Origin of the sequence: Desulfofundulus sp. TPOSR (assembly GCF_011393055.1) — a bacterium.
Taxonomy (GTDB): domain Bacteria; phylum Bacillota; class Desulfotomaculia; order Desulfotomaculales; family Desulfovirgulaceae; genus Desulfofundulus; species Desulfofundulus kuznetsovii.
Map to the genome: position 1 here is coordinate 107,492 of NZ_JAAOEF010000001.1, position 22,502 is coordinate 129,993.

The window sequence follows — 22,502 nt, forward strand, 5'->3', positions numbered from 1 at the left end:
TAAAAAAAGCGGTCGTTTCCCGTCGTCTCAATCCTTAAGTCCCGACGCATAGTACCGATTTTATATATCACCGGCTGTTCCTGTTCTTATACGAATACAATCCGGGGGATAATAAAAAAACGGCTATCTGGTAAAGGAAGGGGGTGCAAAATCCTTTGACGACACAAACGACATGGCTAAAGATTGAAGGGATGTCCTGCAACCATTGCAAGGCTGCAGTGGAAAGGGCTTTAAAGCAAATTGACGGAGTAAGGGACGTTTTAGTTGATCTGAACAACAAAATGGCCACAGTTACCCACAATCCCAAGGTAACCATGGAGGAACTGACCAGGGCAGTTGAAAGGGCGGGCTATCAGGTACTTCCATAGCTTTAATTTTGCCAGTATCCGGAGGCAACACATTGTTACCTCCGGTTTTTCTGTTTGAACATCCTGTCGTAAGAAGAGAATATTTGATGGAATAAAGTTACAATTATTAGCAGGAAAAACCAGGGGCCAGAAAGAAATGGGAGTTAACAGATATCGGAAGAAGGAGCGATTCAGATGTGGAACCCGCTACCTGCACTGAAGCGCCAGAGTACCTTGGCCGTTTTGTGGCAAGTAGGGGCCCGCATCCTGGAAGCCCTGGGGGCCAACGAACAGGCCCTGCGCTGGATTGATCGGGCCATGCGGCTTGAACCCAGACAAGTAACGCTCCACCTGCATGCAACCAGGCTGTGCCTGAAACGGGGCCGCCTGGACCGGGCAATCCTTCACTGGAAAAAAGTGACCGGCGAACAGGGTAAAACCAGCCTCTTGTACTGGCTTAAACGGACCAACCAACGGGCTTTTAATGCTTCCCGGTTGATACAAAAGACCGGTACTTACTCCCTGGAAGAAAAGGAGAAAAATCCTGTTCCTCCCGTCAAAGAGAGAAAGAATTACCTGCCCCGTTTTTTAGGCCGATTTGGATGTATTTTCCAGAGACAACCCGACACACCGCCACTGGATGAAATAGGCGTGCAACTACTGGAAATAGGGAGGGCCGAACAGGCTCTGGCCGTGTTCCGGCAGGTTCAGCTTTGTCAGGGAGCCAGTCCTGAACTATACCTGAATATGGGGCTGGCGGCCAGCAAGCTGGGCCGGCACGAAGAGGCCCTGGAATATTACCAGCGGGCGCAAGCCGGGGGATTGAATAACGTAGAAGTAATGAACAACAAGGGATACAGCCTGTCCCATTTAGGGCGATATGAGGAGGCTATTGCCTGTTATGAACTGGCCAAAGAAATGTGTCCTGGAGATGCGGCCATCCTGTCAAATCTGGCCTCCTGCTACCACCGGGCCCAGTTATATCAAAAAGCCCTTTCCTGTTATGAAAACGCCCTCCGTTGTAGTTCCCATGACACCACAACCTTGAACAACTATGCCTTGTGCCTGGATGAAATGGGCAGGTACGGGGAAGCCCTCCAGTTCTACGACCGGGCTCTAGCCGTGGATCCGGATAACCAAACGATCCTTCTGAACAAGGCTGCATGTCTGGTAAAGTTGAAACGCTATGACGAAGCCATAGCCATATGTGACCAGATACTGGCCAGAAAACCCGGCTGTCTGGAAACATGGGGTATGCGGGGAAACGTGCTCAACGAGATGGGTCGCACCTCGGAAGCCGTGGAATGTTACAACCGGGCTTTGAGCCTGTCGAGCAAAAAATTTGCAGGCAGTTGAATATAATTAAATATAACTTCCTTTGCTGTTACGGCGGCTTTCCTGCATCGTCCAGGGATGACCGCCGTCTTTGTTTTCGCTGCTGCGTTTCTTTTTTGTCATCGTCCCGTCGGAACTAGAAGGACGTTCGGGAAGGGTGGCGAAATAGTTAAAATCCAGGTGGTTGAGTTATACTACTCGGTGGAGGAATTAAACATATGTACCGGTTAACTGTAATTAAGCGCTTTGCAGCCGCCCACCGCCTGGTCAATTACCAGGGTCAATGTGCCCGACTGCACGGACACACCTGGACCATAGAGGTTTCGGTGGGGGGAGAGAAACTGGACTCCTGCGGTATGCTCATTGACTTTCGAGCTTTAAAGGAACTGGTAGGCCAGATCGTAGGAGAACTGGATCATAGCTATTTAAATGATTTGCGCCCGTTTAGTGAGCCTAATTTTAACCCCACCGCGGAAAACCTGGCCAGATACATTTATTATAAACTGAAGTCGCTGCTGCCCTCCGATTTAACCATGGGCGAGGTACGGGTTTGGGAATCCCCCGATGTCTGTGCCAGCTACCGGGAGGATATCAGACCGTGAAAAGTATCGTTTTGCTTTCCGGTGGCCTGGATTCCACCGTTTCCATGGCCCAGGCCTTACGCGAAGGCCAGGTAGAGCTCTGCCTGACCATGGATTACGGCCAGCGGGCGGCCGTAAGGGAAATTGCGGCTGCCAGCGCCCTGGCTGCCTATTATAAACTAGCCCACCGGGTGATCCAGTTGCCCTTCCTGGGTGAGGTTACCACTACCTCCCTGGTGAACAGGAAGGAAACCATACCGGAACCTGCGGAAGAATTTTTAGACGACCCCCAACAGGCTACAGCTACGGCGGCCGCAGTATGGGTACCCAATCGCAACGGCCTGTTCATTAATATTGCCGCGTGCTTTGCGGAAGCTCTGGGCTGTGAGCAGGTAGTAACCGGTTTTAACCGCGAAGAAGCAGCTACTTTTCCTGATAACAGCTTTGATTTTTTAGAGGCCATCAACAGCTCCCTGGCCTATTCCACGGCCAGCGGTGTGCGCGTGGTCAGCTACACCGCCAGACTAAATAAAGCGGAAATAGTGCGCCTGGGGCAACGCCTGGGAGTACCGTGGCACCTGATTTGGAGCTGTTACTATGGTGGACAGACCATGTGCGGGCGCTGTGAAAGTTGCCGGCGACTCTGCCGGGCCATGGCCGCCGCAGGGCTTGAGGATTGGATCCGGAGGTGAAATCCATGCACGTTTATTTTGCCCCCCAGACCATCCTGTACGACGGTACACAACTTTCATCCCTTTGGGCCTACCGTTCCTTTGGCCTGTTAGGGGACAGCATTGTGGCCTTCAGGGGGCCCTGCCGCGTTCAATTCGAGCACATGGTTGATCTGGAGGATGTACGGGCACAGTCACCCATTTACGGCGATGATATGTTGCATTTCATCGTGGAACACTTTGATCACGATTTAGAAAGAACAGTCCTACGACAGCGCCTCCTGGTAGCCATCATCAGGGAAATACTGGAGCAAAAGGGGCACGGGTTACAACGATGCGGAGATGATTTATATTACCAGGACCGTAAACTTTCTATTTCCATTGCCACTACCACACCCGTATCCACCATGATCCATACGGCCTTAAATATAACGGCGGAAAATACACCGGTACCGGCAGCCGGCTTGGTGGAACTGGGTTGGCCGGTGGCACAAATCCCGGATCTGGCCGGGGAAATTGGCCGGGCCTACGCAGACGAAATGCAGAGCGTGCAACGCTCCAGATGTAAAGTAAGGGGGGTGGGTTAGGGTGTCCCCCCCGGTTGCCCCCCTGGTGGAAATTTTCTCCTCCATCCAGGGCGAGGGTATCTGGGTGGGTTGCCGGCAAATTTTTTTGCGCTTCGCCGGCTGTAACCTGGCCTGTAGCTATTGCGACACGCCCCGGGGTATACCCCACTACTGCCGCTGGGAAGCCCGGCCGGGCAGCCGAGAATTTCTTCTGTTGCCCAACCCCCTCACCGCCCAAGAGGTAGCCTTGATGATCAGGAAACTAGAGCCGGCCGCCCATCACTCCATCAGTCTGACGGGGGGAGAACCGCTACTCCACACATCCTTTCTTTTGGAGCTCATTCCCCTCCTTAAGGGAACCCGGCAGGGTATTTATCTGGAAACCAACGGCACTTTACCGGATAGTTTGGAAAGGATACTTCCCCTGGTGGACATTATCGCCATGGATATCAAATTACCGGGAACTGCCAACATAAACCCCTGCTGGCAGGAACACAGGGCATTTCTAAAGCTGGCCCGCGGGAAACATGTATTCGTGAAGCTGGTAGTGGATGAAGACAGCAAACCGGAAGAAATAGAAAGGGCCCTGGACTTGATCTGCAGCGTGGGGGATATCCCCCTGGTGATCCAGCCGGTGACAACCCCTGAAGGTAAAACCAGGGTAAACCCGGAAAAAGTAATCACCTGGCAATCCCGGGCTCTGGAAAGACTAACCGACGTCAGGGTCATCCCCCAGACGCATAAATTTTTGGGTCACTTGTAATGTTAGGAGGGAGAGGTAATGATTGATACCGAAAAGATTGAAAAAGCGGTACGCATGATTTTAGAAGCCATCGGCGAGGACCCTGACCGGGAGGGACTAAGGGAAACGCCGGCCCGGGTAGCCAGAATGTACAAAGAAATTTTTTGTGGTTTATGGGAAGATCCGGAATTACACTTAGAAAAAATATTTACCGAGGAACATGAAGAAATGATCCTGGTGAAGGACATCCCCATATATTCTATGTGCGAGCATCACCTGTTACCCTTCTTTGGCAAGGCCCATGTAGCCTATATACCCAGGCGGGGTAAAGTAACGGGGCTTTCCAAGCTGGCACGGGTGGTGGAGGGATTTGCCAAACGCCCCCAATTACAAGAGCGCCTGACCACCCAGATCGCCGACAGCATTATGCGCCGGCTAAATCCGCAAGGTGTGCTGGTTGTAATTGAGGCGGAGCACATGTGCATGACTCTGCGGGGAATCCGTAAGCCTGGCTCAAAAACCATTACCTCGGCAGTTCGTGGTTCTTTTCAAAGAAGCGAGGCCACAAGGGCAGAAGCCCTGGCCCTCATTAAGGACTAGCTAACCAATGCATTTGGAGGTCAAAACCGATGAAGGAAAAAGAAGGCAAGCTGGAGTTAATAGCTACTAAAAGTTTTGCTCCCTATTCGGAAATGTACAAGGTAATTGATTTCCTAAATAAAAACCTGAAGCATAAGAAAATAATGTTTGGTTTAACCAAAGATCCCGAGAAGGGCAAAATGATTATTTCAATTTATGAAATATAGTGGAGGGTACTATGATTGTTTTGCTCAGCAATGATGACGGCATCCACGCCCCCGGTTTAAAAGCCCTGGCCGAAAGCCTGCAGGAACTTGGCGATCTTTATATCGTGGCCCCGGACCGGGAACGCAGCGCTACCGGCCACGGGATTACCGTTCACCGCCCCCTGCGCCTGGAAACGATTAGTATTCCAGGCATTAAGGCCATGGCTTGGGCCGTGGATGGAACACCGGCCGATTGTGTTAAGCTGGCCGTGGAGGATCTGTTGCCCAATCCCCCGGCCGTGGTGGTCGCTGGCATTAACCAGGGACCTAATTTGGGCACCGATGTCCTTTATTCCGGAACGGTTTCCGCAGCCATCGAAGGAACTATCAATGGTTTTCCGGCCCTGGCCATTTCCTTAACCAGCTATGGCAGCCATGATTTTACCACGGCTGCGGAAGTAGCCCGGAAGGTGGTCAACCTGACCATGCAAAAGGGTCTGCCCCGCGGGACATTATTAAATATTAATGTACCGGCGGCTGAGCCACGGGGCATACGCTTTACCCGCCTGGGCAACCGGCGGTATGTGAATATCTTTCATAAACGTACTGATCCCCGCGGGCGCATTTATTACTGGATGGCCGGAGAACCGCTGGACCTGGAAGAAAACGGCGATGACACGGACGTGCAGGCCATAAAACAAAATTTTATCTCCATAACACCCATCCAGCTTGATCTGACCGACTACCAGTCACTGCAAATTCTTCGCCAGCAGTGGGAGGAGATAACTTTTCATTTTTAACGGCGCCAGCCCAGGAAGGAGGCCAGGCGTCGCAAATCATGGCTGTGCACCCCACCGGAAAGAAACAACAAAAGCAAATAGGTCGCACCCCCCAGGAAAAGCACAATCAAAAGGCCCATACGGGATAGATCATCGGAACCCAGCATAAAGTTACGGGCATACCACATAACCACCGCCATGCCAACGGTAGCCACCAGCGGCTTACCCAGGCAATAACCAAAATCCACCTTAAGGGCGATGATTTTCTTTAAGTCCCGGTAATTCAACAGGGACATAATCATATAGGCGGCGCACAGGGAGAGGGCAGTACCCCTGATCCCCAGGGCGGGAACGGCTGTAAGGTAGTAAATGCCGGCCACTTTAAAAGCGGCGGCAATAATCAGGTTGCGCAATGGCCTTTCGGCACGGCCCAATCCCTGTAGGATTCCCGTGGTGGTCTGCTGCAGGTAAAGAAACGGCCCTCCCAGAGCCAGGGTCCCCAGAGCCACGCCGGCGTCGGCATAGCCGAAAATGGCCTGACATAATTCCTTTGGCAAAAGGAAAAAGACCGCGGTGGCGGGTAATCCGGCTAGCATGGTCAGGCGTAAAGCCTCTTCCGTCCGGCCACGTACCAAGGAAAGGTCGTTTTGCGCCAGGGCATCACTTATGGCCGGAACCAGAGCTGTGGCTAAAGAAATGGTTACAATACTGGGAGTAAACAGGAGGGATTCAGCAATCCCAACAAATTGACCGTAAACCCCGGTAGCCTCATTTAAGGTCATTCCTGCCACCTGGAGGCGCCGGGGAATCAGCATGGCGTCCACCGATAAAAAGGCGGTCGAAACAAAACGGGTTAGGGTCACGGGTACGGCCAGATCGAAGATCCGGCCTGTAACCTTAAGTGCCGGTGCCGAACAATAAACGGCAAAAGGCGAAAGGGAAGGGCGTTTTTTGAAGTAAATGGCCAGCATGGACAGAAAACCGACAAATTCCCCCAGTACCACCCCCAGGGAAATGCCCATGGCCGCATACTCGATTCCCCGGGGGAGCATAAACCAGGCAATTCCCAAGCCGGCAATCACCCGGACCAGTTGTTCCACCACCTGGGTCACGGCCGTAGGGGTCATTTGCTGGAGCCCCTGGAAAAATCCGCGAAAGGCCGAGCAAAGGGATACGATGATAATTCCCGGAACCAAACTAAGAAAACAATAGTACACTTTCGGGTTGGGGAAGACGTACTGTTGCAACAGGGGTGCACCCAGAATGAGTACCAGAGTGAAGAATAGACTGCTGGCTACAATCCACCAAAAGGCAATGGAGAAAACCCGGTAGGCTCCCCCCAGGTTGCCCCGGGCCACCTCTTCGGCCATCAGTTTAGCAATAGCCACCGGAATACCGGCGGTAGCCAGAACCAGCACCAGGACGTATATGGGGTAGACCATGTTAAAAAGGCCAACCCCCTCGGGGCGGATCAGCCGGATCATCAAAATCTGATAGACAAACCCGATCAGACGATTGCACAGGCTGGCCAGCAGGAGAATAAAAGCACCATAGACAAAGGATTGCCGGGACATGTTCTGCCACCTCTTGCTATATGTATGTTCGTACCCAGGTACCTATGTGGCCAACCTTGTCAAGCCCGCCAGAATGTCTGTCGAAAAAATTTTCTTATTTCCAAAGGATTTTGTGAGTATGGCGTAGAATAACAGGACCTTAAGCAACGTAATAAAGAGCAAAAAGGCGTTGCATAAAAGGGCACCCGTGGTGGGGCTGTTTTTTGTTGCCTAATCCAGATATGCCCAGTTCTGGCTGCGATAGAGTATATAATGCAGACCTGGGGGAAACCATTATTTACAAAAAAAGGAGGTAAGGGATTTTGAAAAACTACCAGACTTCTCAAATCCGTAACATTGGCGTGGTAGCCCACGGCGGCGCCGGCAAGACCTCTTTAGTAGAGGCAATGCTTTTTAATACCGGGGCCATTACCCGACTGGGCCGGGTAGAAGATGGCACCACCACCGCCGATTACCATCCCGAGGAAATCAATCGCCAGGTAACCATTCATACCAGCCTGGTACCTTGCGAATGGCAAAATTGCAAGTTGAACATTTTAGATACCCCGGGCTACTCCGATTTTATCGGGGAAGTACGTGGTGTACTGCGGGTAGTAGAGACTGCCCTGTTTGTGGTGTCTGCCGTTGACGGGGTAGAAGTGCAGACAGAAGTCATCTGGGATCTGGTAGAACAGGGCAATCAATCCCGGATAATCTTCATTAACAAAATGGACCGGGAAAACGCCAATTTCTACAAAGTACTGGATGATCTGCAGGCCAAGTTTAATGCCAATTTCGCCCCCATTCAACTGCCCATCGGCCAGGCCAATGATTTTACCGGGATTGTAGACCTGGTGGAACAAAAGGCCTACTCTTTTGAAAATGGCAAACCCAAGGAAGTGGCCGTTCCCGACAATCTGGCCTCAGAAATTCCCTCCTACCGGGAAAAGTTGATTGAGGCGGCGGTGGAAGCTGACGATGAACTGATGATGAAGTACCTGGAAGGGGAAGAATTAAGCAGTGAGGAAATTAAACAGGGCCTGCAAAAGGGAGTTATTGCGGGCAAGGTAGTCCCCATTTTATGCGGCTCAGCCACGAAAAACATGGGTGTGACCAACCTCATGGACTTCCTGGTAAAAAACTGCCCAGCCCCGCCGGTAGAGGAAGGAGCTCCCTTCTCCGGCCTGATCTTTAAGACACTGGCCGACCCCTACGTGGGCAAAATGAACTTTATCCGCGTTTTTACCGGAACACTGAAGAGTGATACCGTCGTGCTCAACAGCACCAAGGAAAAACAAGAGAAGATCGGACAGATCCTCTACGTACGGGGCAAAAACTCCACTCCCACCACCGAGGTACCCACGGGCGATATCGCCGTGCTGGTCAAACTGCAGGACACCAGTACGGGCGACACTCTGTGTGATAAGGATCGTCCCGTCAAGCTGGAGGGGATCAACTTCCCCGAACCAACCCTGACGGTAGCCATCCAGCCCAAGAGCAAAGGCGACGAAGATAAACTGGGTGATGCCCTGTCCAAGTTGCTGGAGGAAGATCCCGCCGTCCGGGTGGAGAAAAACACGGAAACAAAGCAGACCCTGCTCACCGGTATGGGAGAGTTGCACCTGGATATCCTGCTTGAGAGGTTAAAGCGCAAATACGGCGTGGATGTAACCATGGATTCCCCGAAAGTGCCCTACCGGGAAACCATTCGCGCCGAAGTAAAGGTGGAGGGCAAGCACAAGAAGCAAACCGGCGGTCGCGGTCAATACGGTCACGTCTGGCTGCGGCTGGAGCCCCTGGCCGATGCACCCTTCGAATTTACCGAGGAGATTTTTGGCGGAGCGGTACCCAAGCAATACATCCCGGCAGTGGAAAAGGGCGTACGGGAGGCCATGCAGGAGGGCGTGCTGGCCGGTTACCCGGTAACCGGCGTGAAAGTGGTACTATACGACGGTTCCTTCCACCCGGTAGACTCCTCGGAACTGGCCTTCAAGATTGCCGCTTCCATGGCCTTTAAGAAGGGACAGCAACAGGCCAAGCCGGTACTGCTTGAACCAATCATGGAAGTGGAAGTCACTGTGCCTGAAAACTTCATGGGCGACATCATCAGCGACTTCAACACCAAGCGGGGACGCATTTTGGGCATGGAAGCGGCCGGAAAGAATTCCCGGGTAAAGGCTCTGGTACCCCTGGCGGAAATGTACCGCTACGCCATCGACCTGAAATCCATGACCCAGGGCCGGGGTTCCTTCCGCATGAAATTCTCCAGCTACGAAGAAGTGCCCGCCCGCTTAGCCGAGGAAATCATCAAAAAGGCCAAAGCGGCAGCGGAGGCAGAAAAATAGGCAGGAGCAAACCTCCTGCCTTACTTTTTTCTCAAAAAAGTTTACGCTAAAAAAGCCTTCCTCATTTGGAAGGCCGCTGTTTTATTGGCTGGCAGGGGAGACAGGACTCGAACCCGCAACCTACGGTTTTGGAGTACGCCTTTATATAATTTAGCTAAGTTTGCAAAGGCTTGATTTACCTTGACGAACCCGCCGAAACGGCAATAAGAAAAGAGCCCCGAAGCTCATTCAGTCATTTACATTACCTGTTGACACGTATTTTTATACGTGTTATAATGCTCGTGAGGTGAGGGTGAGTGAAAACATATTCATCCAAGGAACTAATCCGCATGGTACAGGAATCCGGCTGGGCGCTTGTCAGAGTCAGCGGCAGTCACCACCAATTCAAACACCCAACAAGGCCAGGATTAGTCACTATCCCTCACCCGAGAAAAAGCCTGCCAACTAAAACAGTCACGAGTATCCTTAAGCAAGCAGGTTTAGATAAGTAATAGCGTAATTTCCTGAAAGGAGGCCCTAGTTATGGCCAAAGACAGATATATCTATCCTGCCATCTTTGATTACGCGGACGATGGTATCTCGGTAGAATTCCCCGACTTACCCGGATGCTATACCTGCGGCGACAACGATGAGGAAGCCCTTCGCATGGCTAAAGAAGCATTAGCCCTTCACTTATACGGGTTGGAGGAGGACAGCTATCCCATTCCCGAACCCAGCCCTGTAAACAAACTAAAAGTGGAACCAAATCAAGTTGTCGTTCTCGTCGAAGTCTGGATGCCCCCCTTCCGCGACGAAATGAAGCATCGGGCCGTCAAGAAGACGTTGACCATACCTAAATGGCTTGATGATTTAGCCCGGGAACATAATGTGAATTTTTCTCACTTACTGCAAAATGCCCTGAAAGAGTATTTGGGCATAAACGAAAAGCAGCCATAGGTCTGGCCATACTCAAGTCCGTTGTTGTCGGGAAGGGCGCTTCAGGAACAGCAGATTCAATGCAAAAAGGCCCTTTCCGGCGTTCCGGAAAAGGCCCCAAAAATAAGGCTGGCAGGGGAGACAGGACTCGAACCCGCAACCTACGGTTTTGGAGACCGTTGCTCTACCAATTGAGCTACTCCCCTACAACCACCTATTCTTAGCATTGTTATTATAAAATATTTTCAACGGCCCGTCAAGGACCATTTCAAAATCCATTTCAAAAGGTGTTGTTGCCTGGCCAGAGTGTCGTCAACCAATTTTCCCAGGGAACCATTAAATATATCAACCCGCGAAATACGGGATGACAAGACTGGTGGTTGTTGCTAAAATGAAAGAAACCTGAAAACTTTTGCGAAAGGGGGGAGTGCCCCGGAGCGACCAGATTATCCCGGACAGGTAAATGCAAAAATGACTTTCATTAGCGCCGGGGATAAATCGCACGGGCTTATGTATGGGTATTGAGTTGCGGAAAATAGTAAACGAAACACAATTTCACAACCCCTTTCAGGGGTTTGCCTTAACCAGCACCCCCAGCGAGATACGGTTTGATCCCTTAACCGGCCAGAGGGTGCGCATTCTGCCTTTGCGCAACCGCAAATTACCCCGCCACGATTGGACGCCCTTTGTGGAGGAATCACGGCAGAAGTTTTGCCCCTTTTGCCCCGAAAACCTTGAAAAGGCCACGCCCCGTTTTCCTGAGGATATGGTACCCGGGGGCCGTTTGAATTACGGTCAGGCAGTGGTAGTGCCAAACCTGGCACCTTACGAGATTTATGCCGGAGTGACAGTAATGGGACCGGAACATTATCTGTCCATGACCGAACTAACAACCGGCATTATCGTTGACAGTTTCCGGGCCTCGCTGGATTTTCTCAGGTTAGTGGAAACTTACGATGCGGAGCGGGCCCGGTACGGTTCTGTGAACTGGAATTACATGCCTTATTCCGGTGGTTCCATAATTCACCCCCACTTACAGGTTTTGTGCGGACCTCAGCCCTGCCGCTACGATGCGGAAATGATTGATCACGGGAAGGCTTATCTGGAGAAAAACGGCCGTAACTTTTGGGCGGATCTCCTGGAGTATGAACAGGAAAAGGGTGAACGTTACCTGGGCCGGGTGGGAAACATCCACTGGTTGGCCACCTTCGCCCCCCGGGCCCTGTGTGACGTTACGGCCATTCTGCCCCACAAAACAACCATCGCAGAGGTGGAAAACCAGGATTTGCAAGACCTGGCAGAGGGTTTACTTAAGGTTATTCGCTATTACGATTATATTAATATCGCCAGTTTCAACGCAGCCCTCTATACTGCCCGACAAGAGGACCGGGGGTTCTGGATCACCGCCCGGATCGTGGGACGTTACACCATTTATCCCCTGGTGGGAAGTGACTTCAGCCATCTTCAGGTGCTCCACGATGAACCGTGGACATTACATGTACCTGAAGAAATGGCCCGGGAATTAAAAACATACTTTTGAATAAAACAACACTTTACTTTTGTGAGGCAAAGCCTGCCGATCAATCGGCAGGCTTTAATTATTACCTCCAATAAAACCAGGGAGGAAATCACTACAGGACGGCGAATAGATCATATATAAAAGAAACATGTAGGGGGAGGGTTGCCGGTGGGGGCCCGGTGTATCATATGTGGTCGTATGATAGAGGTTGAAGAGTTTAACCCGGATTCCTACGATGATTACGAGGATGAGGATCTGCAACCTAAAAAGTCCATTTTGATTTGTCAGTTGTGTGAAGCAAAATTACGCCACGAAGCAGATGAGGCGCAAAAAATTCCCAAGCCCATGTAATTTTTCAAATAGCACCCAGGACACCTCGGAGCAAGGGACGCTTCTGGCATCGCAACAGGGGAGGGTTATGTGTTGGAGATAGCTTTAAGATTTTCTAAAACATTGTTAATTTTAGGTCTCTTGATCATCCTGGCCCTGATATACTGGGGGGCGGGTTTTTATACTGACTGGTTGTGGTTTAAATCCTTAAATTTTGAAAAATTGTTTCTAACGATTTTGCTCTCAAAGTGGGCAGTAGGTCTGGTTGCTGGGTTAACGGTCTTTCTGGTCATTTTTATTAACCTATTATTTACCCGCGGCCCGCTGAGTAAGGCAGCCGAGACCAGGCCGATCAGCGATGGCGACATAGTCACCCTTTACCAGCCTCCCTGGAGCAGGTATGTTCAATCAAAGAAATTAACCGCGGTCATGGCCTTTTTAAGTCTTATTCCGGCATTTCTGACCACCCTGGCTGTAACCGATAATTGGAATATAGTCCAGCAGTTTCTGCACAGCACCCCCTTTAACCTGAAAGATCCCATTTTCCATCGTGATGTAGGTTTTTACGTTTTTCAGTTGCCCTTTTACCACTTTATCTACCGGCTTTTATTGTGGACCAGTGTGCTCAGCTTGCTGGCCGTAAGCGGCATCTATGCCCTGATTGGCGGCACCGTTCAAAACGGCTGGAAAAGCATCTTTCGTTTTGAACAGGCCAAATATCACCTGTCGGGCCTGGCGGCGGCATTTTTTCTCCTGCGTGCCTGGGGGTATCACCTGGATCAATACATGTTGCTTTATTCCGAGCGAGGAGTAGTCTATGGCCCCGGCTATACCGATATTCACGCTAACCTGCTGGCTTATAAAGTCCTGTTTGTCCTGGCCCTGGCCTGTACGGCAATTATACTATTGAATATGTTTCTTTCTCGCTTCCGGCTTGTTCTTTATACGATCGGTTTTCTGGTCGTTGGCTCTATAGTCCTGGGAAGTATTTATCCTGCCGCGGTCCAAAAATTTATTGTCGTTCCCAACGAGATGAACCGGGAAAAACCTTATATTGAAAATGCGATTAAATTCACCCGCCTAGCCTATAAACTGGATAGTATCGAAAGAAAGTCCTTTCCTGCCGGCCGGGAGTTAACCGCGCAAGATCTGAAGAATAACCAGGATACCATTAACAACATCCGGCTTTGGGATTACCGCCCCCTGCAGCAAACTTACAGCCAGTTGCAGGAAATGCGTCTCTATTACCAGCTGAAAAATATTGATATTGACCGCTATATCATCGATGGACGTTACCGCCAGGTGATGGTGGCAGCAAGGGAATTAAATCAAAGCCAGTTGCCCCCTCAGGCGCAAACCTGGGTAAACCTGCACCTAAAATATACCCATGGGTACGGTATTGTCATGAGCCCGGTCAATGAGGTAACCAGGGAAGGCTTACCACGCTTCCTCATCAAAGATATTCCTCCCGCCACCCATACGGACCTGAAAATCGAACGCCCGGAAATTTATTTTGGTGAGGTCACGGATAATTATGTAATCGTCAATACCAAGAGCCCCGAATTTGACTACCCCAAGGGAGATGAAAATGCCTGGAGTACCTACCAGGGGAATAAAGGCGTCAAAGTTGGCTCCCTGGTACGGCGACTGCTATTTGCTATCTCTTTCGGGGACTACCGGTTGCTTCTTTCCGGAGATATCACCAATGAAAGCCAGGTGCTTTATTACCGCAATATCTATGAACGCGTACCTAAGCTGGTACCTTTCCTGACCTACGACAGAGATCCCTATATTGTACTGGCCAACGGCAAGCTGTACTGGATGTGGGATGCCTATACAACCACCAACATGTTCCCTTATGCAGAACCCTATAACCACCGGCTGAACTACATCCGCAATGCAGTGAAGGTAGTGGTTGATGCCTACGATGGAAGCGTTGATTTTTATATTGCTGACAAGGATGATCCCATAATCCAAACCTACAGCAAAATATTCCCGGGTGTCTTCCGTCCCCTTGCCGAAATGCCTGAAGCCCTGAGGGCTCACATCCGTTATCCCGAGGACCTCTTTATGATCCAGGCACAAAAATATGCTATTTATCACATGGAGGACTACCGGATCTTTTATAATAAAGAAGATAAATGGGATAGACCCACTGAGATAGTTGAAGACAAGGAAGAGCTTATGGAGGCCTATTACATTATCACCAGGCTGCCCGGGGAAAAAGAGCCCGAATACATACAGATCCTGCCCTTTATTCCCCAAAATAAAAAGAATATGGTGGCCTGGCTGGCAGGCAGGTCGGACGGCCCCAATTACGGCCGGTTGCTGGTATACGAGTTTCCCAAACAGGAACTGGTGTACGGCCCCATGCAAATTGAAGCGCGCATTAACCAGGACACTACCATCTCGCAGCAACTCTCCCTGTGGGACCAGCGGGGTTCCCGGGTCTTCCGGGGTAACCTGCTGGTGATACCGGTCAAGGATTCCCTGTTGTATGTGGAGCCGTTGTACCTTCAGGCAGAACAAAGCAAAATGCCCGAACTGCGCCGGGTAATTGTAGTCCACGGCGACCAGGTGGTCATGGAACCAACCTTAGAGGAGGCACTAAAGCGCATCTTCTCCGATGGCAAAGGGGAAACGGGCCAAACCACACCGGGAGCGCAACCAGCCACCGGTGACCAGTCAGTGGCTGAATTGGCACGGGAGGCCAGCAGGCTTTACGATCAGGCCATGGAAAGGCTCAGAGGTGGAGACTGGGCAGGTTATGGCGAATCTTTGCAACAGTTAAAACGTGTTTTAAACGAACTAACTGCACGAACAAAGGAATAATAAGAAACCCCGGAAATAACGTACCGTCAAAAAGGACCCGGGGCAAAGAGGAGGGGGAAAATGTTTTTCGAACAATGGTGGCAGGGGGTTGTCTTCGGGTTTTTTACTACGCTGGTAATGCTGGTAATTGGCTCTGCATTCACCATCATGTGGAAAAAGTATGAGGATGTGGAAGAGAAGCCAACCCATAGCTGCGACGCCCATGGGCACCACTGAATTTTAGCAGTAGCAGTGTACCTTAAAGTGTTTGATCTTTTACCGGTACTAACACCGGTAATTTTTTCATGGAGGGTTTCCTGATGCCTTTTATAACCCTGGAAGGGCTCAATTATCATTATTCCGCTGGGATGCCCAAAAACAAGGAACCAAGGCAAACCATCCTTTTTATCCACGGAGCAGGGGGAAGCTACCACCACTGGCTTTACCAACTTAACGGTTTAAAAGAAGACTACCTGGTGCTGGCCGTGGATCTACCCGGCCACGGCCAGTCGCAGGGAAAAGCATCCGATGCTATTGCCGCTTACCGCCAATTTGTTTATGCTTTTGCGGAAAGACTAATTGGTCATCCATTTTTCCTGGCCGGACATTCTATGGGAGGGGCAATCACCCTGGATTTTGCCCGCTGTTATCCAGAGAAACTGGCCGGGATGGTCTTGATTGGAACTGGTGCCCGCCTGCGAGTGCTACCGGCTTTGCTGGAGACCTTCCAAAGGGGGGAACACTATGCTGAGCTGATCCAACTGGCTTACGGCAAAAACGCGCCCCCGGCCCTGCTGGAAGTTGCCCGCAGGGAAATGGAATCCGTTTCACCTTCGGTATACCTGGCCGACTTTACAGCCTGTAACGGCTTTGACTTGATGGATGTCCTGCCTTTTATCGAAGTTCCCGCCCTGGTTATTGCCGCCGATCAGGACCTGCTCACGCCGGTCAAGTACGGCCAGTATCTGCAACAGAAACTGCCCCGGGCCCATTTGGAGATTATTCACGGAGCCGGTCATATGATGATGCTGGAACAACCAGGGGAGCTAAACGCGGCAATAAAACGATTCTTAGAAAAATACAGCGCCATTTGAGAGTAAACAGGATCAAAAGGCATGGGAAAAACTATTAATGTTTTTTGCGTAAAATTAGGTTAAACTCACAAGGGGGTTTGAGCATGGCTGCTCCGACTAAAATTAAACGCATTGGTGTATTAACCGGCGGAGGCGACGCTCCCGGACTAAACGCCGTCATCAGGGCGGTGGTAAAAGTAGCTATCAGGGAATATGGACTTTCGGTAATTGGCTTTTTAAACGGTTTTGGGGGATTGATTAAGAACCAGGCCCGGGAGCTTACGGAAAAGGATGTAGTGGGTATCCTGCCCCGGGGCGGAACTATTCTCGGTACCACCAACCGTGATAATCCCTTTCATTATCCAGTGGTTAAGGGCGGGAAAAAGGTTTTTGTAGACGTAAGCGATCGTATTTTTGAAAATATCAGTATCCACGGGGTTGATGCCCTGATCGTTATCGGTGGAGATGGCAGCCTGGCCATTGCTAAAGAGCTGCACGCCAAAGGATTGGCTGTGGTTGGAGTTCCTAAGACCATTGACAATGATTTACTGGCCACGGATCAAACTTTCGGTTTTGACACTGCCCTCACCACCGCCACCGAAGCTCTGGACAAGCTACACACTACGGCGGAATCCCACCACCGGGTTATGGTTCTGGAGGTAATGGGGCGTTACGCCGGTTGGATAGCCCTGGCCGCCGGTGTGGCCGGTGGGGCTGACGTGATCTTGATTCCTGAAATTCCCTATCGCATTGAGAAGGTCATCGATATGATCAACCAGCGGGAAGTACAGGGTAAAAAGTTCAGCATCATCGTGGTGGCCGAAGGGGCTAAACCAGTAGACGGAGAATTAGTGGTTCAAAAAAGGGTGGAGGATAGCTTCGATCCCATCCGTTTGGGTGGCATAGGCCATGTGGTGGCTCAACAGGTGGAGGAAGCCACCGGAAAAGAAACCAGGGTTACTATACTGGGACACCTGCAAAGGGGGGGTTCCCCTACAGCCTTTGACCGCATTCTGGCTACACGCTACGGCACGGGGGCAGTCCGGCTGGTTGTGGAAGGGCGTTTCGGACACATGGTCTGCCTCCGGGGCACTAGCATTGACGCCGTACCCCTCACGGAAGCTACAGGGCAGATCCGCGCCGTACCCCTAGAAAGCGATCTGCTGCTCTCGGCAAGGCAACTGGGGATTTGCCTGGGAGATTAAGTTGTACTGAGAAAACTATTTGGCAGGGAGGGATAGTATTGCTCACCGTGGATATACCGGAGCGGGGGTTACTGCAGCTGCAACACCTGGTTCTGGATTTTAACGGCACCATGGCCAGAGACGGCAGCCTGCTTCCAGGAGTAGAGGAAAGGTTAAATACCCTTGCCGAAAAACTAGTGATCCACGTGCTTACGGCCGACACCTTTGGGACGGGGGAAAAGGCCTGCCGCAATATCAAAGGCTACGTACACGTCCTGAAGCCGGGAAAAGGGGGCAGTCAAAAGCTAAAATTTATTGAAAAATTGGGCCCACAAAATACGGCAGCCGTTGGCAACGGGACCAACGACACCCTGATGCTAAAAAACGCCGCCCTGGGCATCGTTGTTCTGGGACCGGAAGGCGCCTCAGTACAGGCCCTTCTGGCAGCAGACGTGGTGGTCACGGACATCTGCCAGGGCCTGGACCTGTTGCTGCATCCCAAGCGGCTAATCGCTACCCTGCGCTTATAGGGGGCAGGAGAAAGGAGTGACCTTTAAGTGATCCACAATTACACTGAAGTGGCCGTGCAGCGCTTTTTGCCAGAGGTATTGAAAGAATACGTCAAAAACAACCCCAGAACCTGTACCTGCACCCGCTGCCAGGAGGATATTATGGCTCTTGCTTTAAATCAATTACCCCCTCACTACGTGGTATCCGATGAAGGTACCATTTATACTAAAGTAAATTTTGACCAGATAGGCGGGAAGGCACAGGTAATCGCGGCCATTACCAACGCTATCAAGCAAGTGGCAGCCAACCCCAGGCACGACAAATCCCGGCCATGAGCAGGAGGGGAAAAGGATGCAATACGAACCACCCCTTTTCCGGCCACCCAGTGAAGCCAGCAGTTTAATTTTACAGGTTACCCTCGGTTGTTCCCACAATGCCTGTGCCTTTTGCGGCATGTACAAGGGCAAGAAATTTCGTCCCCGAACCCTGGCGGAAGTCATGGCCGACGTCGAGGAAGCGGCCCGTTTTTGCCCTGAGGTGCGGCGGATTTTCCTGGCGGACGGTAATGCCCTGACCATGGATACCCAAGAGCTCTTAAGGCTGTTGCAGCACCTTCATCAAACCTTTCCCGAGCTGGAACGGGTGTCCTGTTATGCCGGGCCCCTGGATCTCCTTAAGAAAGAACCGGAAGAGCTGCGGGAACTGCGGAAAGCGGGCCTGAAATTGCTCTACCTGGGGGTAGAAAGCGGCAGCGACCTGGTATTGAAAAAAATGCACAAAGGGGTTAATGCCGCGGAGATGGTGCGTGCCTGCCGGCGCGCCCTGGATGCCGGCTTCGAGCTATCAGTAACGGTGATTACGGGCCTGGGTGGGAAGGAACTTTCCCGGGAACATGCCCGGGCCACCGCCAGTGTAATCAACGCCATCAACCCTACCTACCTGGCTGCTCTTACCTTAATCGTTGTCCCGAATACCCCCCTTTACAGACAAGTGCAGGAAGGCAAGTTTTCCCTGCTCAACCCACAGGAATCCTTGCAGGAGCTAAAGTGGTTGCTGGCAGGGCTGGAAGTGGATAACTGTATCTTCCGCTGCAATCATGCGTCCAACTACCTGCCTTTGAGGGGCACCCTCAAGAGGGACCGGGAGAAGCTCATCGGGATACTGGAAGAGGCTTTAAGGGAACCCGGCAGCGTTTCCCTGCGTCCGGATTATGCCCGGGGTTTATAATTTAAAATTTTTCCGTTATAGAAGTTGCCTTGGGGCAACTTTTTTATGACTCTAAAAATTTTTCCCTTCTCCCACATAATGCCATTATTTAACAAGGATGTATTTACCTTCAAGTCGTATACTATTCCAATGAGGACGTGGGGGAGGGGAAAAGAAATGAAATTCTGGCATGTTATCATTACGGCCCTGTTTTTTTTGCTGCTGGCAAAAGGGAGCCACCCGGCCGCCAACACCACCATAAAAACTCAACATGAGATATATGCGATCATTAAAGGGGCGGTAGAGGACGATTCCTGGTGGCAGGCACGAAACCGGAATGAAGTTAAGGAAAAGCTGGGAAGATATTACGCCGAGCCCATGTTATCTGAGGTAAGTGAGCGGGCGTGGGATTTTATCGCCCGGCCCACCGACTGGTATTGCCGGGCCACTGTTGCCGATGTTTCCCTTAAGTACCTGACATCGGAAAATGCACTCTTAAGTGCAAGCCTAGTGAACACCGATCTCGTCACCGGCCAAATCCAAAAGGGAACGGGATATTTTAGTTTACATAAAACTTCATCGGGATGGCGTATAGTTTCTGCCAATTACCGCTGGGAGAAAGAAATCAACGCCCATTAAGTTATCAACGAAAGACTTGGAGCCCAAAGGCGATAGCGATATAATGGTAATATAATGGCAGCAGGAAAACTGTCAAAAAGGGGCGTGGGGTTCTTGAAAATCGGTGTTTTTACCGATAGCTACCGTCCATACACCAGCGGTGTGGTGCGGTCCATAGATACTTTTACTGCTGAGCTCACCAAACTGGGACATGATGTCTATATCTTTGCCCCTAATTACCCTAATTGCTCCAGAGAAAAGCGGGTTTTTCGCTTTCCTTCCCTCCCGGCCCCGACAAACCGGGATTTTGCCCTGGCGGTACCCTTTTCTTTTCGTCTGAAACCCACAATCAACCAATGGAAACCGGATATTATCCATGTTCATTCACCCTTTTTGCTCGGGCGAGTTGGTGCCCGTTATGCCCGTAAACTGGGCATCCCTCTGGTTTTTACCTTTCACACTCTTTATGATCAATATGTCCACTACGTACCCTTCGCCCAGGGTGTTACCCGGGAATTGACCAAACGCTTTTGCCGGGACTTCTGCAACAGGTGCGATCTGGTGATTACACCAACCGCCATTATCGAGGAACATTTAAAAAAAATGGGGGTGCGTACAAAAATTAAAGTCATACCCACAGGTATTAATATGGAGGAATTTACTCAAGGGGACAAAAACTGGTTGCGCCGGGAACATGGTATTAAACCGGAAGAAAAGATCCTGCTTTTTGTGGGACGGCTGGGGCAGGAAAAGAACATCGGCTTTTTGTTATCCGCTTTTGCGGAACTTTGCAGGGAAATCCCCAATTTAAAACTGGTTCTGGTAGGTGGGGGTCCGGAAGAGGTCAATTTAAAAAGACAGGCCGTCCACCTTGGCATAAACCAGCAAGTAATATTTACCGGCACGTTAAATAGAACGGAAGTAATTAACTGTTATCAGGGGGCCGATCTCTTTGCTTTTGCCTCAAAAACCGAAACCCAGGGGCTGGTGCTGGCTGAAGCAAAGGCAGCCGGACTTCCGGTGGTGGCCGTTAAAGCTTTTGGTACAAGTGAAATGGTCAGAGACGGAGAAGATGGTTTTCTGATTCCGGAAAATAAGGACCTGTTTGTGGCAAAAATAAAAGAACTCGTCATAGATGATAATCTGCGGCAAAAAATGGCCGCCCGGGCAAAAAGCAACGCCCAACTGCTTTCTTCCCGCCAGTCAGCCTTAAATTTAGTTGCCGAGTACCATGCCCTCCTGGATAAAAAGCATAATCAACTTATACGTAGTTCGATCTAAAGCTCGATGTAGTAATATCGAAAATGCTCACGCAGGTTTTATTTTTGGGGGGAAGAGGATTGGAAACATGGTTGCCGCTGATAGGAGGTTACCTGTTTATTTTCTTTGCCCGGGTAGTAGACATGTCCCTGGACGTAATCAGAGTATTGATGCTGATGCGGGACAAACGGTTGCTGGCGGCTGTAGTTGGTTTTCTTGAGGTTTCCGTGTTCATACTGGCTCTTAATCAAGTACTGGCCGGAGGTTTAAACGACCCCGTTAAAGTAATAGCATACGCCGGCGGTTTTGCAACGGGAAACTACATCGGCAGCCTTATTGAAGGCAGACTTGCCCTGGGCTACCTGTCACTGCAGGTATTCCCGGCACCACAACTGGCCTCGCAGTTTATCGAAAGGTTGCGCCAGGAGGGCTTTGGTGTTACCAGTGTGGAGTGCCAGGGTCAGTGCGGGGTGAGGACAGTATTGTTCGTACTTCTTAAACGGCGCGACCTGCAGCGGGCACTGTCTATTCTGAACAAGCTTGATCCCAATACATTTTTTAATGTGTCTGACGCCCGGCTGATCCATGGAGGGATTTTTCCATCTAAAGGAACTAGATTGGGAAAGTAAATTGTTATTAAAGTATTCATGTGGTCTAACGGGCGGTGCTTAAAAGACCTGGTTCTAGAGATGTAGTCTGCCCACTGGGCTGAGATGTTACACCCGGCTTTTGCAGGGGAACCACGGTAGGGGCACCGTTCAATCCGGTAATGATCAGATACTCGTAACCAGTGGCATTGTCCCGCAGAACGGTAAAACCACCCAAATTTCTAGTTTCGGAATGCTCATAAATAATCTTAAAGCGCTGGGCCTGCCCGTCGGGTACACCAGGGAACTGGGCACGGTTGGCCTCACCGGCATCCCGGGAACAACCGGTCAGGATGATAGTAAAGAAAATAAGAAAACCTAGCACAGCAGTACGCATCATAAAATTGAACCTCCCGCTTAATGATAGCTACTGTTCACTCAAAACTGCTAAAAACCACCTAAATAACCCTTCAACGATTATTATATTTCAGCATGATTAACATTTCAAAGGTTTTCCGGAAAGGAGATACAGAGAAACTCCCCGGCCAGGGAGCCGACGGGAACGGGCACCCGGATCACGGGTACGTCCGGAACAGGTTGCGGACACGGCTACCCGGGGCTTCGTGGAGGGCTCACAGCAAGGCGCGGAGCGAATTGCGAAGAACCGGGCAACGGTAAAGGCGGCCCGAGGATAACGGCACCCGGTACCCCGGCCGCCGGTGCCGCCCGAAGGGCCGCCCCAGCCGTCCGGTCCGGAGCGCAACGAGGCAGCAGGAGTTTTCGGG

25 protein-coding genes and 1 tRNA gene are annotated in these 22,502 nt (G+C 50.9%); 23 read left to right on the forward strand and 3 right to left on the reverse strand.

Annotated elements, in window-relative coordinates:
* Positions 1 to 155: 155 nt before the first annotated feature.
* The 9 genes from G7K71_RS00655 (at position 156) to surE (ending at position 5,827) form a co-directional block, all read left to right on the forward strand.
* Complete coding sequence (locus G7K71_RS00655; protein WP_207712563.1) at positions 156 to 368, forward strand: heavy-metal-associated domain-containing protein; 213 nt, start codon at positions 156 to 158, stop codon at positions 366 to 368.
* A 174-nt stretch (positions 369 to 542) separates the two neighbouring features.
* The gene (locus tag G7K71_RS00660) at positions 543 to 1,703 is read left to right on the forward strand and encodes a tetratricopeptide repeat protein (RefSeq protein ID WP_166342788.1); all 1,161 of its coding nucleotides are present in this window, start codon (positions 543 to 545) and stop codon (positions 1,701 to 1,703) included.
* Positions 1,704 to 1,900: 197 nt separating this feature from the next.
* Positions 1,901 to 2,284 (forward strand): 6-carboxytetrahydropterin synthase QueD, encoded by a 384-nt coding sequence (gene queD, locus G7K71_RS00665; RefSeq protein ID WP_166342790.1) that lies wholly within the window; start codon positions 1,901 to 1,903, stop codon positions 2,282 to 2,284.
* A complete protein-coding gene (gene queC / locus G7K71_RS00670) occupies positions 2,281 to 2,955 on the forward strand; it encodes a 7-cyano-7-deazaguanine synthase QueC (protein ID WP_166342792.1) in 675 nt (224 codons plus the stop codon). Before queD ends, queC begins: the two co-directional genes overlap by 4 nt.
* A gap of 5 nt (positions 2,956 to 2,960) precedes the next feature.
* Positions 2,961 to 3,521 carry a DUF366 family protein gene (locus G7K71_RS00675; RefSeq protein ID WP_013822519.1) on the forward strand — a complete coding sequence of 187 codons (561 nt, stop codon included), beginning with the start codon at positions 2,961 to 2,963 and terminating at the stop codon, positions 3,519 to 3,521.
* Between the two features lies 1 nt (position 3,522).
* Positions 3,523 to 4,263, forward strand: coding sequence for a 7-carboxy-7-deazaguanine synthase QueE (locus tag G7K71_RS00680; RefSeq protein WP_013822518.1), 741 nt, complete (start codon positions 3,523 to 3,525; stop codon positions 4,261 to 4,263).
* An 18-nt stretch (positions 4,264 to 4,281) separates the two neighbouring features.
* Positions 4,282 to 4,842, forward strand: a complete 561-nt coding sequence (gene folE / locus G7K71_RS00685; RefSeq protein WP_013822517.1) for a GTP cyclohydrolase I FolE — start codon at positions 4,282 to 4,284, stop codon at positions 4,840 to 4,842.
* A 29-nt stretch (positions 4,843 to 4,871) separates the two neighbouring features.
* Positions 4,872 to 5,048 (forward strand): YpmA family protein, encoded by a 177-nt coding sequence (locus G7K71_RS00690; protein WP_013822516.1) that lies wholly within the window; start codon positions 4,872 to 4,874, stop codon positions 5,046 to 5,048.
* A gap of 11 nt (positions 5,049 to 5,059) precedes the next feature.
* On the forward strand, positions 5,060 to 5,827 hold the full coding sequence (gene surE, locus G7K71_RS00695) for a 5'/3'-nucleotidase SurE (protein ID WP_013822515.1): 768 nt from the start codon (positions 5,060 to 5,062) through the stop codon (positions 5,825 to 5,827).
* Here surE and spoVB read toward each other — a convergent pair.
* Entirely contained in the window at positions 5,824 to 7,380 is a 1,557-nt protein-coding gene (gene spoVB, locus G7K71_RS00700) for a stage V sporulation protein B (protein ID WP_013822514.1), read from the reverse strand. The two genes, surE and spoVB, sit on opposite strands and share 4 nt — an antisense overlap.
* Before the next feature lie 302 nt (positions 7,381 to 7,682).
* Here spoVB and fusA point away from each other — a divergent pair, with 302 nt between their 5' ends.
* From fusA to G7K71_RS00715, 3 genes are all read left to right on the forward strand, one after another.
* Entirely contained in the window at positions 7,683 to 9,704 is a 2,022-nt protein-coding gene (gene fusA, locus G7K71_RS00705) for an elongation factor G (protein WP_166342794.1), read from the forward strand.
* Between the two features lie 296 nt (positions 9,705 to 10,000).
* Entirely contained in the window at positions 10,001 to 10,195 is a 195-nt protein-coding gene (locus tag G7K71_RS00710) for a type II toxin-antitoxin system HicA family toxin (protein WP_313884855.1), read from the forward strand.
* Positions 10,196 to 10,226: 31 nt separating this feature from the next.
* Positions 10,227 to 10,640, forward strand: a complete 414-nt coding sequence (locus tag G7K71_RS00715; RefSeq protein WP_013822511.1) for a type II toxin-antitoxin system HicB family antitoxin — start codon at positions 10,227 to 10,229, stop codon at positions 10,638 to 10,640.
* A gap of 109 nt (positions 10,641 to 10,749) precedes the next feature.
* Here the strand turns inward: G7K71_RS00715 and G7K71_RS00720 are convergent.
* Positions 10,750 to 10,825: transfer RNA gene (locus G7K71_RS00720), tRNA-Trp, on the reverse strand.
* Positions 10,826 to 11,133: 308 nt separating this feature from the next.
* Between G7K71_RS00720 and G7K71_RS00725 the strand changes: the two genes are divergently transcribed.
* The 11 genes from G7K71_RS00725 (at position 11,134) to G7K71_RS00775 (ending at position 21,759) form a co-directional block, all read left to right on the forward strand.
* Positions 11,134 to 12,159, forward strand: coding sequence for a hypothetical protein (locus G7K71_RS00725; RefSeq protein ID WP_013822494.1), 1,026 nt, complete (start codon positions 11,134 to 11,136; stop codon positions 12,157 to 12,159).
* A 402-nt stretch (positions 12,160 to 12,561) separates the two neighbouring features.
* Positions 12,562 to 15,300, forward strand: a complete 2,739-nt coding sequence (locus G7K71_RS00730; protein WP_166342796.1) for a UPF0182 family protein — start codon at positions 12,562 to 12,564, stop codon at positions 15,298 to 15,300.
* A 60-nt stretch (positions 15,301 to 15,360) separates the two neighbouring features.
* Positions 15,361 to 15,516 (forward strand): hypothetical protein, encoded by a 156-nt coding sequence (locus tag G7K71_RS00735; protein WP_165613189.1) that lies wholly within the window; start codon positions 15,361 to 15,363, stop codon positions 15,514 to 15,516.
* A gap of 83 nt (positions 15,517 to 15,599) precedes the next feature.
* Entirely contained in the window at positions 15,600 to 16,373 is a 774-nt protein-coding gene (locus tag G7K71_RS00740) for an alpha/beta fold hydrolase (RefSeq protein WP_166342798.1), read from the forward strand.
* Between the two features lie 83 nt (positions 16,374 to 16,456).
* Positions 16,457 to 17,557 (forward strand): 6-phosphofructokinase, encoded by a 1,101-nt coding sequence (locus G7K71_RS00745; protein ID WP_166342800.1) that lies wholly within the window; start codon positions 16,457 to 16,459, stop codon positions 17,555 to 17,557.
* A gap of 47 nt (positions 17,558 to 17,604) precedes the next feature.
* A complete protein-coding gene (locus tag G7K71_RS00750; RefSeq protein WP_313884917.1) occupies positions 17,605 to 18,066 on the forward strand; it encodes an ATPase P in 462 nt (153 codons plus the stop codon).
* Between the two features lie 27 nt (positions 18,067 to 18,093).
* Positions 18,094 to 18,381, forward strand: a complete 288-nt coding sequence (locus tag G7K71_RS00755) for a late competence development ComFB family protein (RefSeq protein ID WP_013822487.1) — start codon at positions 18,094 to 18,096, stop codon at positions 18,379 to 18,381.
* Between the two features lie 16 nt (positions 18,382 to 18,397).
* A complete protein-coding gene (locus tag G7K71_RS00760) occupies positions 18,398 to 19,273 on the forward strand; it encodes a radical SAM protein (protein WP_166342804.1) in 876 nt (291 codons plus the stop codon).
* 156 nt (positions 19,274 to 19,429) lie between these two features.
* Entirely contained in the window at positions 19,430 to 19,891 is a 462-nt protein-coding gene (locus tag G7K71_RS00765) for a hypothetical protein (protein ID WP_166342806.1), read from the forward strand.
* Positions 19,892 to 19,984: 93 nt separating this feature from the next.
* Positions 19,985 to 21,151: a glycosyltransferase family 4 protein gene (locus tag G7K71_RS00770; RefSeq protein ID WP_166342808.1), complete on the forward strand. Its 1,167-nt coding sequence runs from the start codon at positions 19,985 to 19,987 to the stop codon at positions 21,149 to 21,151.
* Positions 21,152 to 21,210: 59 nt separating this feature from the next.
* The gene (locus G7K71_RS00775) at positions 21,211 to 21,759 is read left to right on the forward strand and encodes a DUF2179 domain-containing protein (protein ID WP_013822483.1); all 549 of its coding nucleotides are present in this window, start codon (positions 21,211 to 21,213) and stop codon (positions 21,757 to 21,759) included.
* Positions 21,760 to 21,784: 25 nt separating this feature from the next.
* Here the strand turns inward: G7K71_RS00775 and G7K71_RS00780 are convergent, their stop codons facing one another.
* Positions 21,785 to 22,117, reverse strand: coding sequence for a hypothetical protein (locus tag G7K71_RS00780; protein ID WP_013822482.1), 333 nt, complete (start codon positions 22,115 to 22,117; stop codon positions 21,785 to 21,787).
* Between the last annotated feature and the right edge of the window lie 385 nt (positions 22,118 to 22,502).

Coding starts and splice junctions, on each gene's coding strand:
- G7K71_RS00690 (WP_013822516.1), top strand. CDS start 4,872: ATGAAGGAAAAAGAAGGCAAGCTGGAGTTAATAGCTACTAAAAGTTTT.
- spoVB (WP_013822514.1), bottom strand. CDS start 7,380: ATGTCCCGGCAATCCTTTGTCTATGGTGCTTTTATTCTCCTGCTGGCC.
- G7K71_RS00760 (WP_166342804.1), top strand. CDS start 18,398: ATGCAATACGAACCACCCCTTTTCCGGCCACCCAGTGAAGCCAGCAGT.
- queD (WP_166342790.1), top strand. CDS start 1,901: ATGTACCGGTTAACTGTAATTAAGCGCTTTGCAGCCGCCCACCGCCTG.
- G7K71_RS00765 (WP_166342806.1), top strand. CDS start 19,430: ATGAAATTCTGGCATGTTATCATTACGGCCCTGTTTTTTTTGCTGCTG.
- G7K71_RS00740 (WP_166342798.1), top strand. CDS start 15,600: ATGCCTTTTATAACCCTGGAAGGGCTCAATTATCATTATTCCGCTGGG.
- G7K71_RS00660 (WP_166342788.1), top strand. CDS start 543: ATGTGGAACCCGCTACCTGCACTGAAGCGCCAGAGTACCTTGGCCGTT.
- folE (WP_013822517.1), top strand. CDS start 4,282: ATGATTGATACCGAAAAGATTGAAAAAGCGGTACGCATGATTTTAGAA.
- G7K71_RS00725 (WP_013822494.1), top strand. CDS start 11,134: ATGGGTATTGAGTTGCGGAAAATAGTAAACGAAACACAATTTCACAAC.
- G7K71_RS00780 (WP_013822482.1), bottom strand. CDS start 22,117: ATGATGCGTACTGCTGTGCTAGGTTTTCTTATTTTCTTTACTATCATC.
- G7K71_RS00745 (WP_166342800.1), top strand. CDS start 16,457: ATGGCTGCTCCGACTAAAATTAAACGCATTGGTGTATTAACCGGCGGA.
- G7K71_RS00715 (WP_013822511.1), top strand. CDS start 10,227: ATGGCCAAAGACAGATATATCTATCCTGCCATCTTTGATTACGCGGAC.
- G7K71_RS00735 (WP_165613189.1), top strand. CDS start 15,361: ATGTTTTTCGAACAATGGTGGCAGGGGGTTGTCTTCGGGTTTTTTACT.
- surE (WP_013822515.1), top strand. CDS start 5,060: ATGATTGTTTTGCTCAGCAATGATGACGGCATCCACGCCCCCGGTTTA.
- G7K71_RS00675 (WP_013822519.1), top strand. CDS start 2,961: ATGCACGTTTATTTTGCCCCCCAGACCATCCTGTACGACGGTACACAA.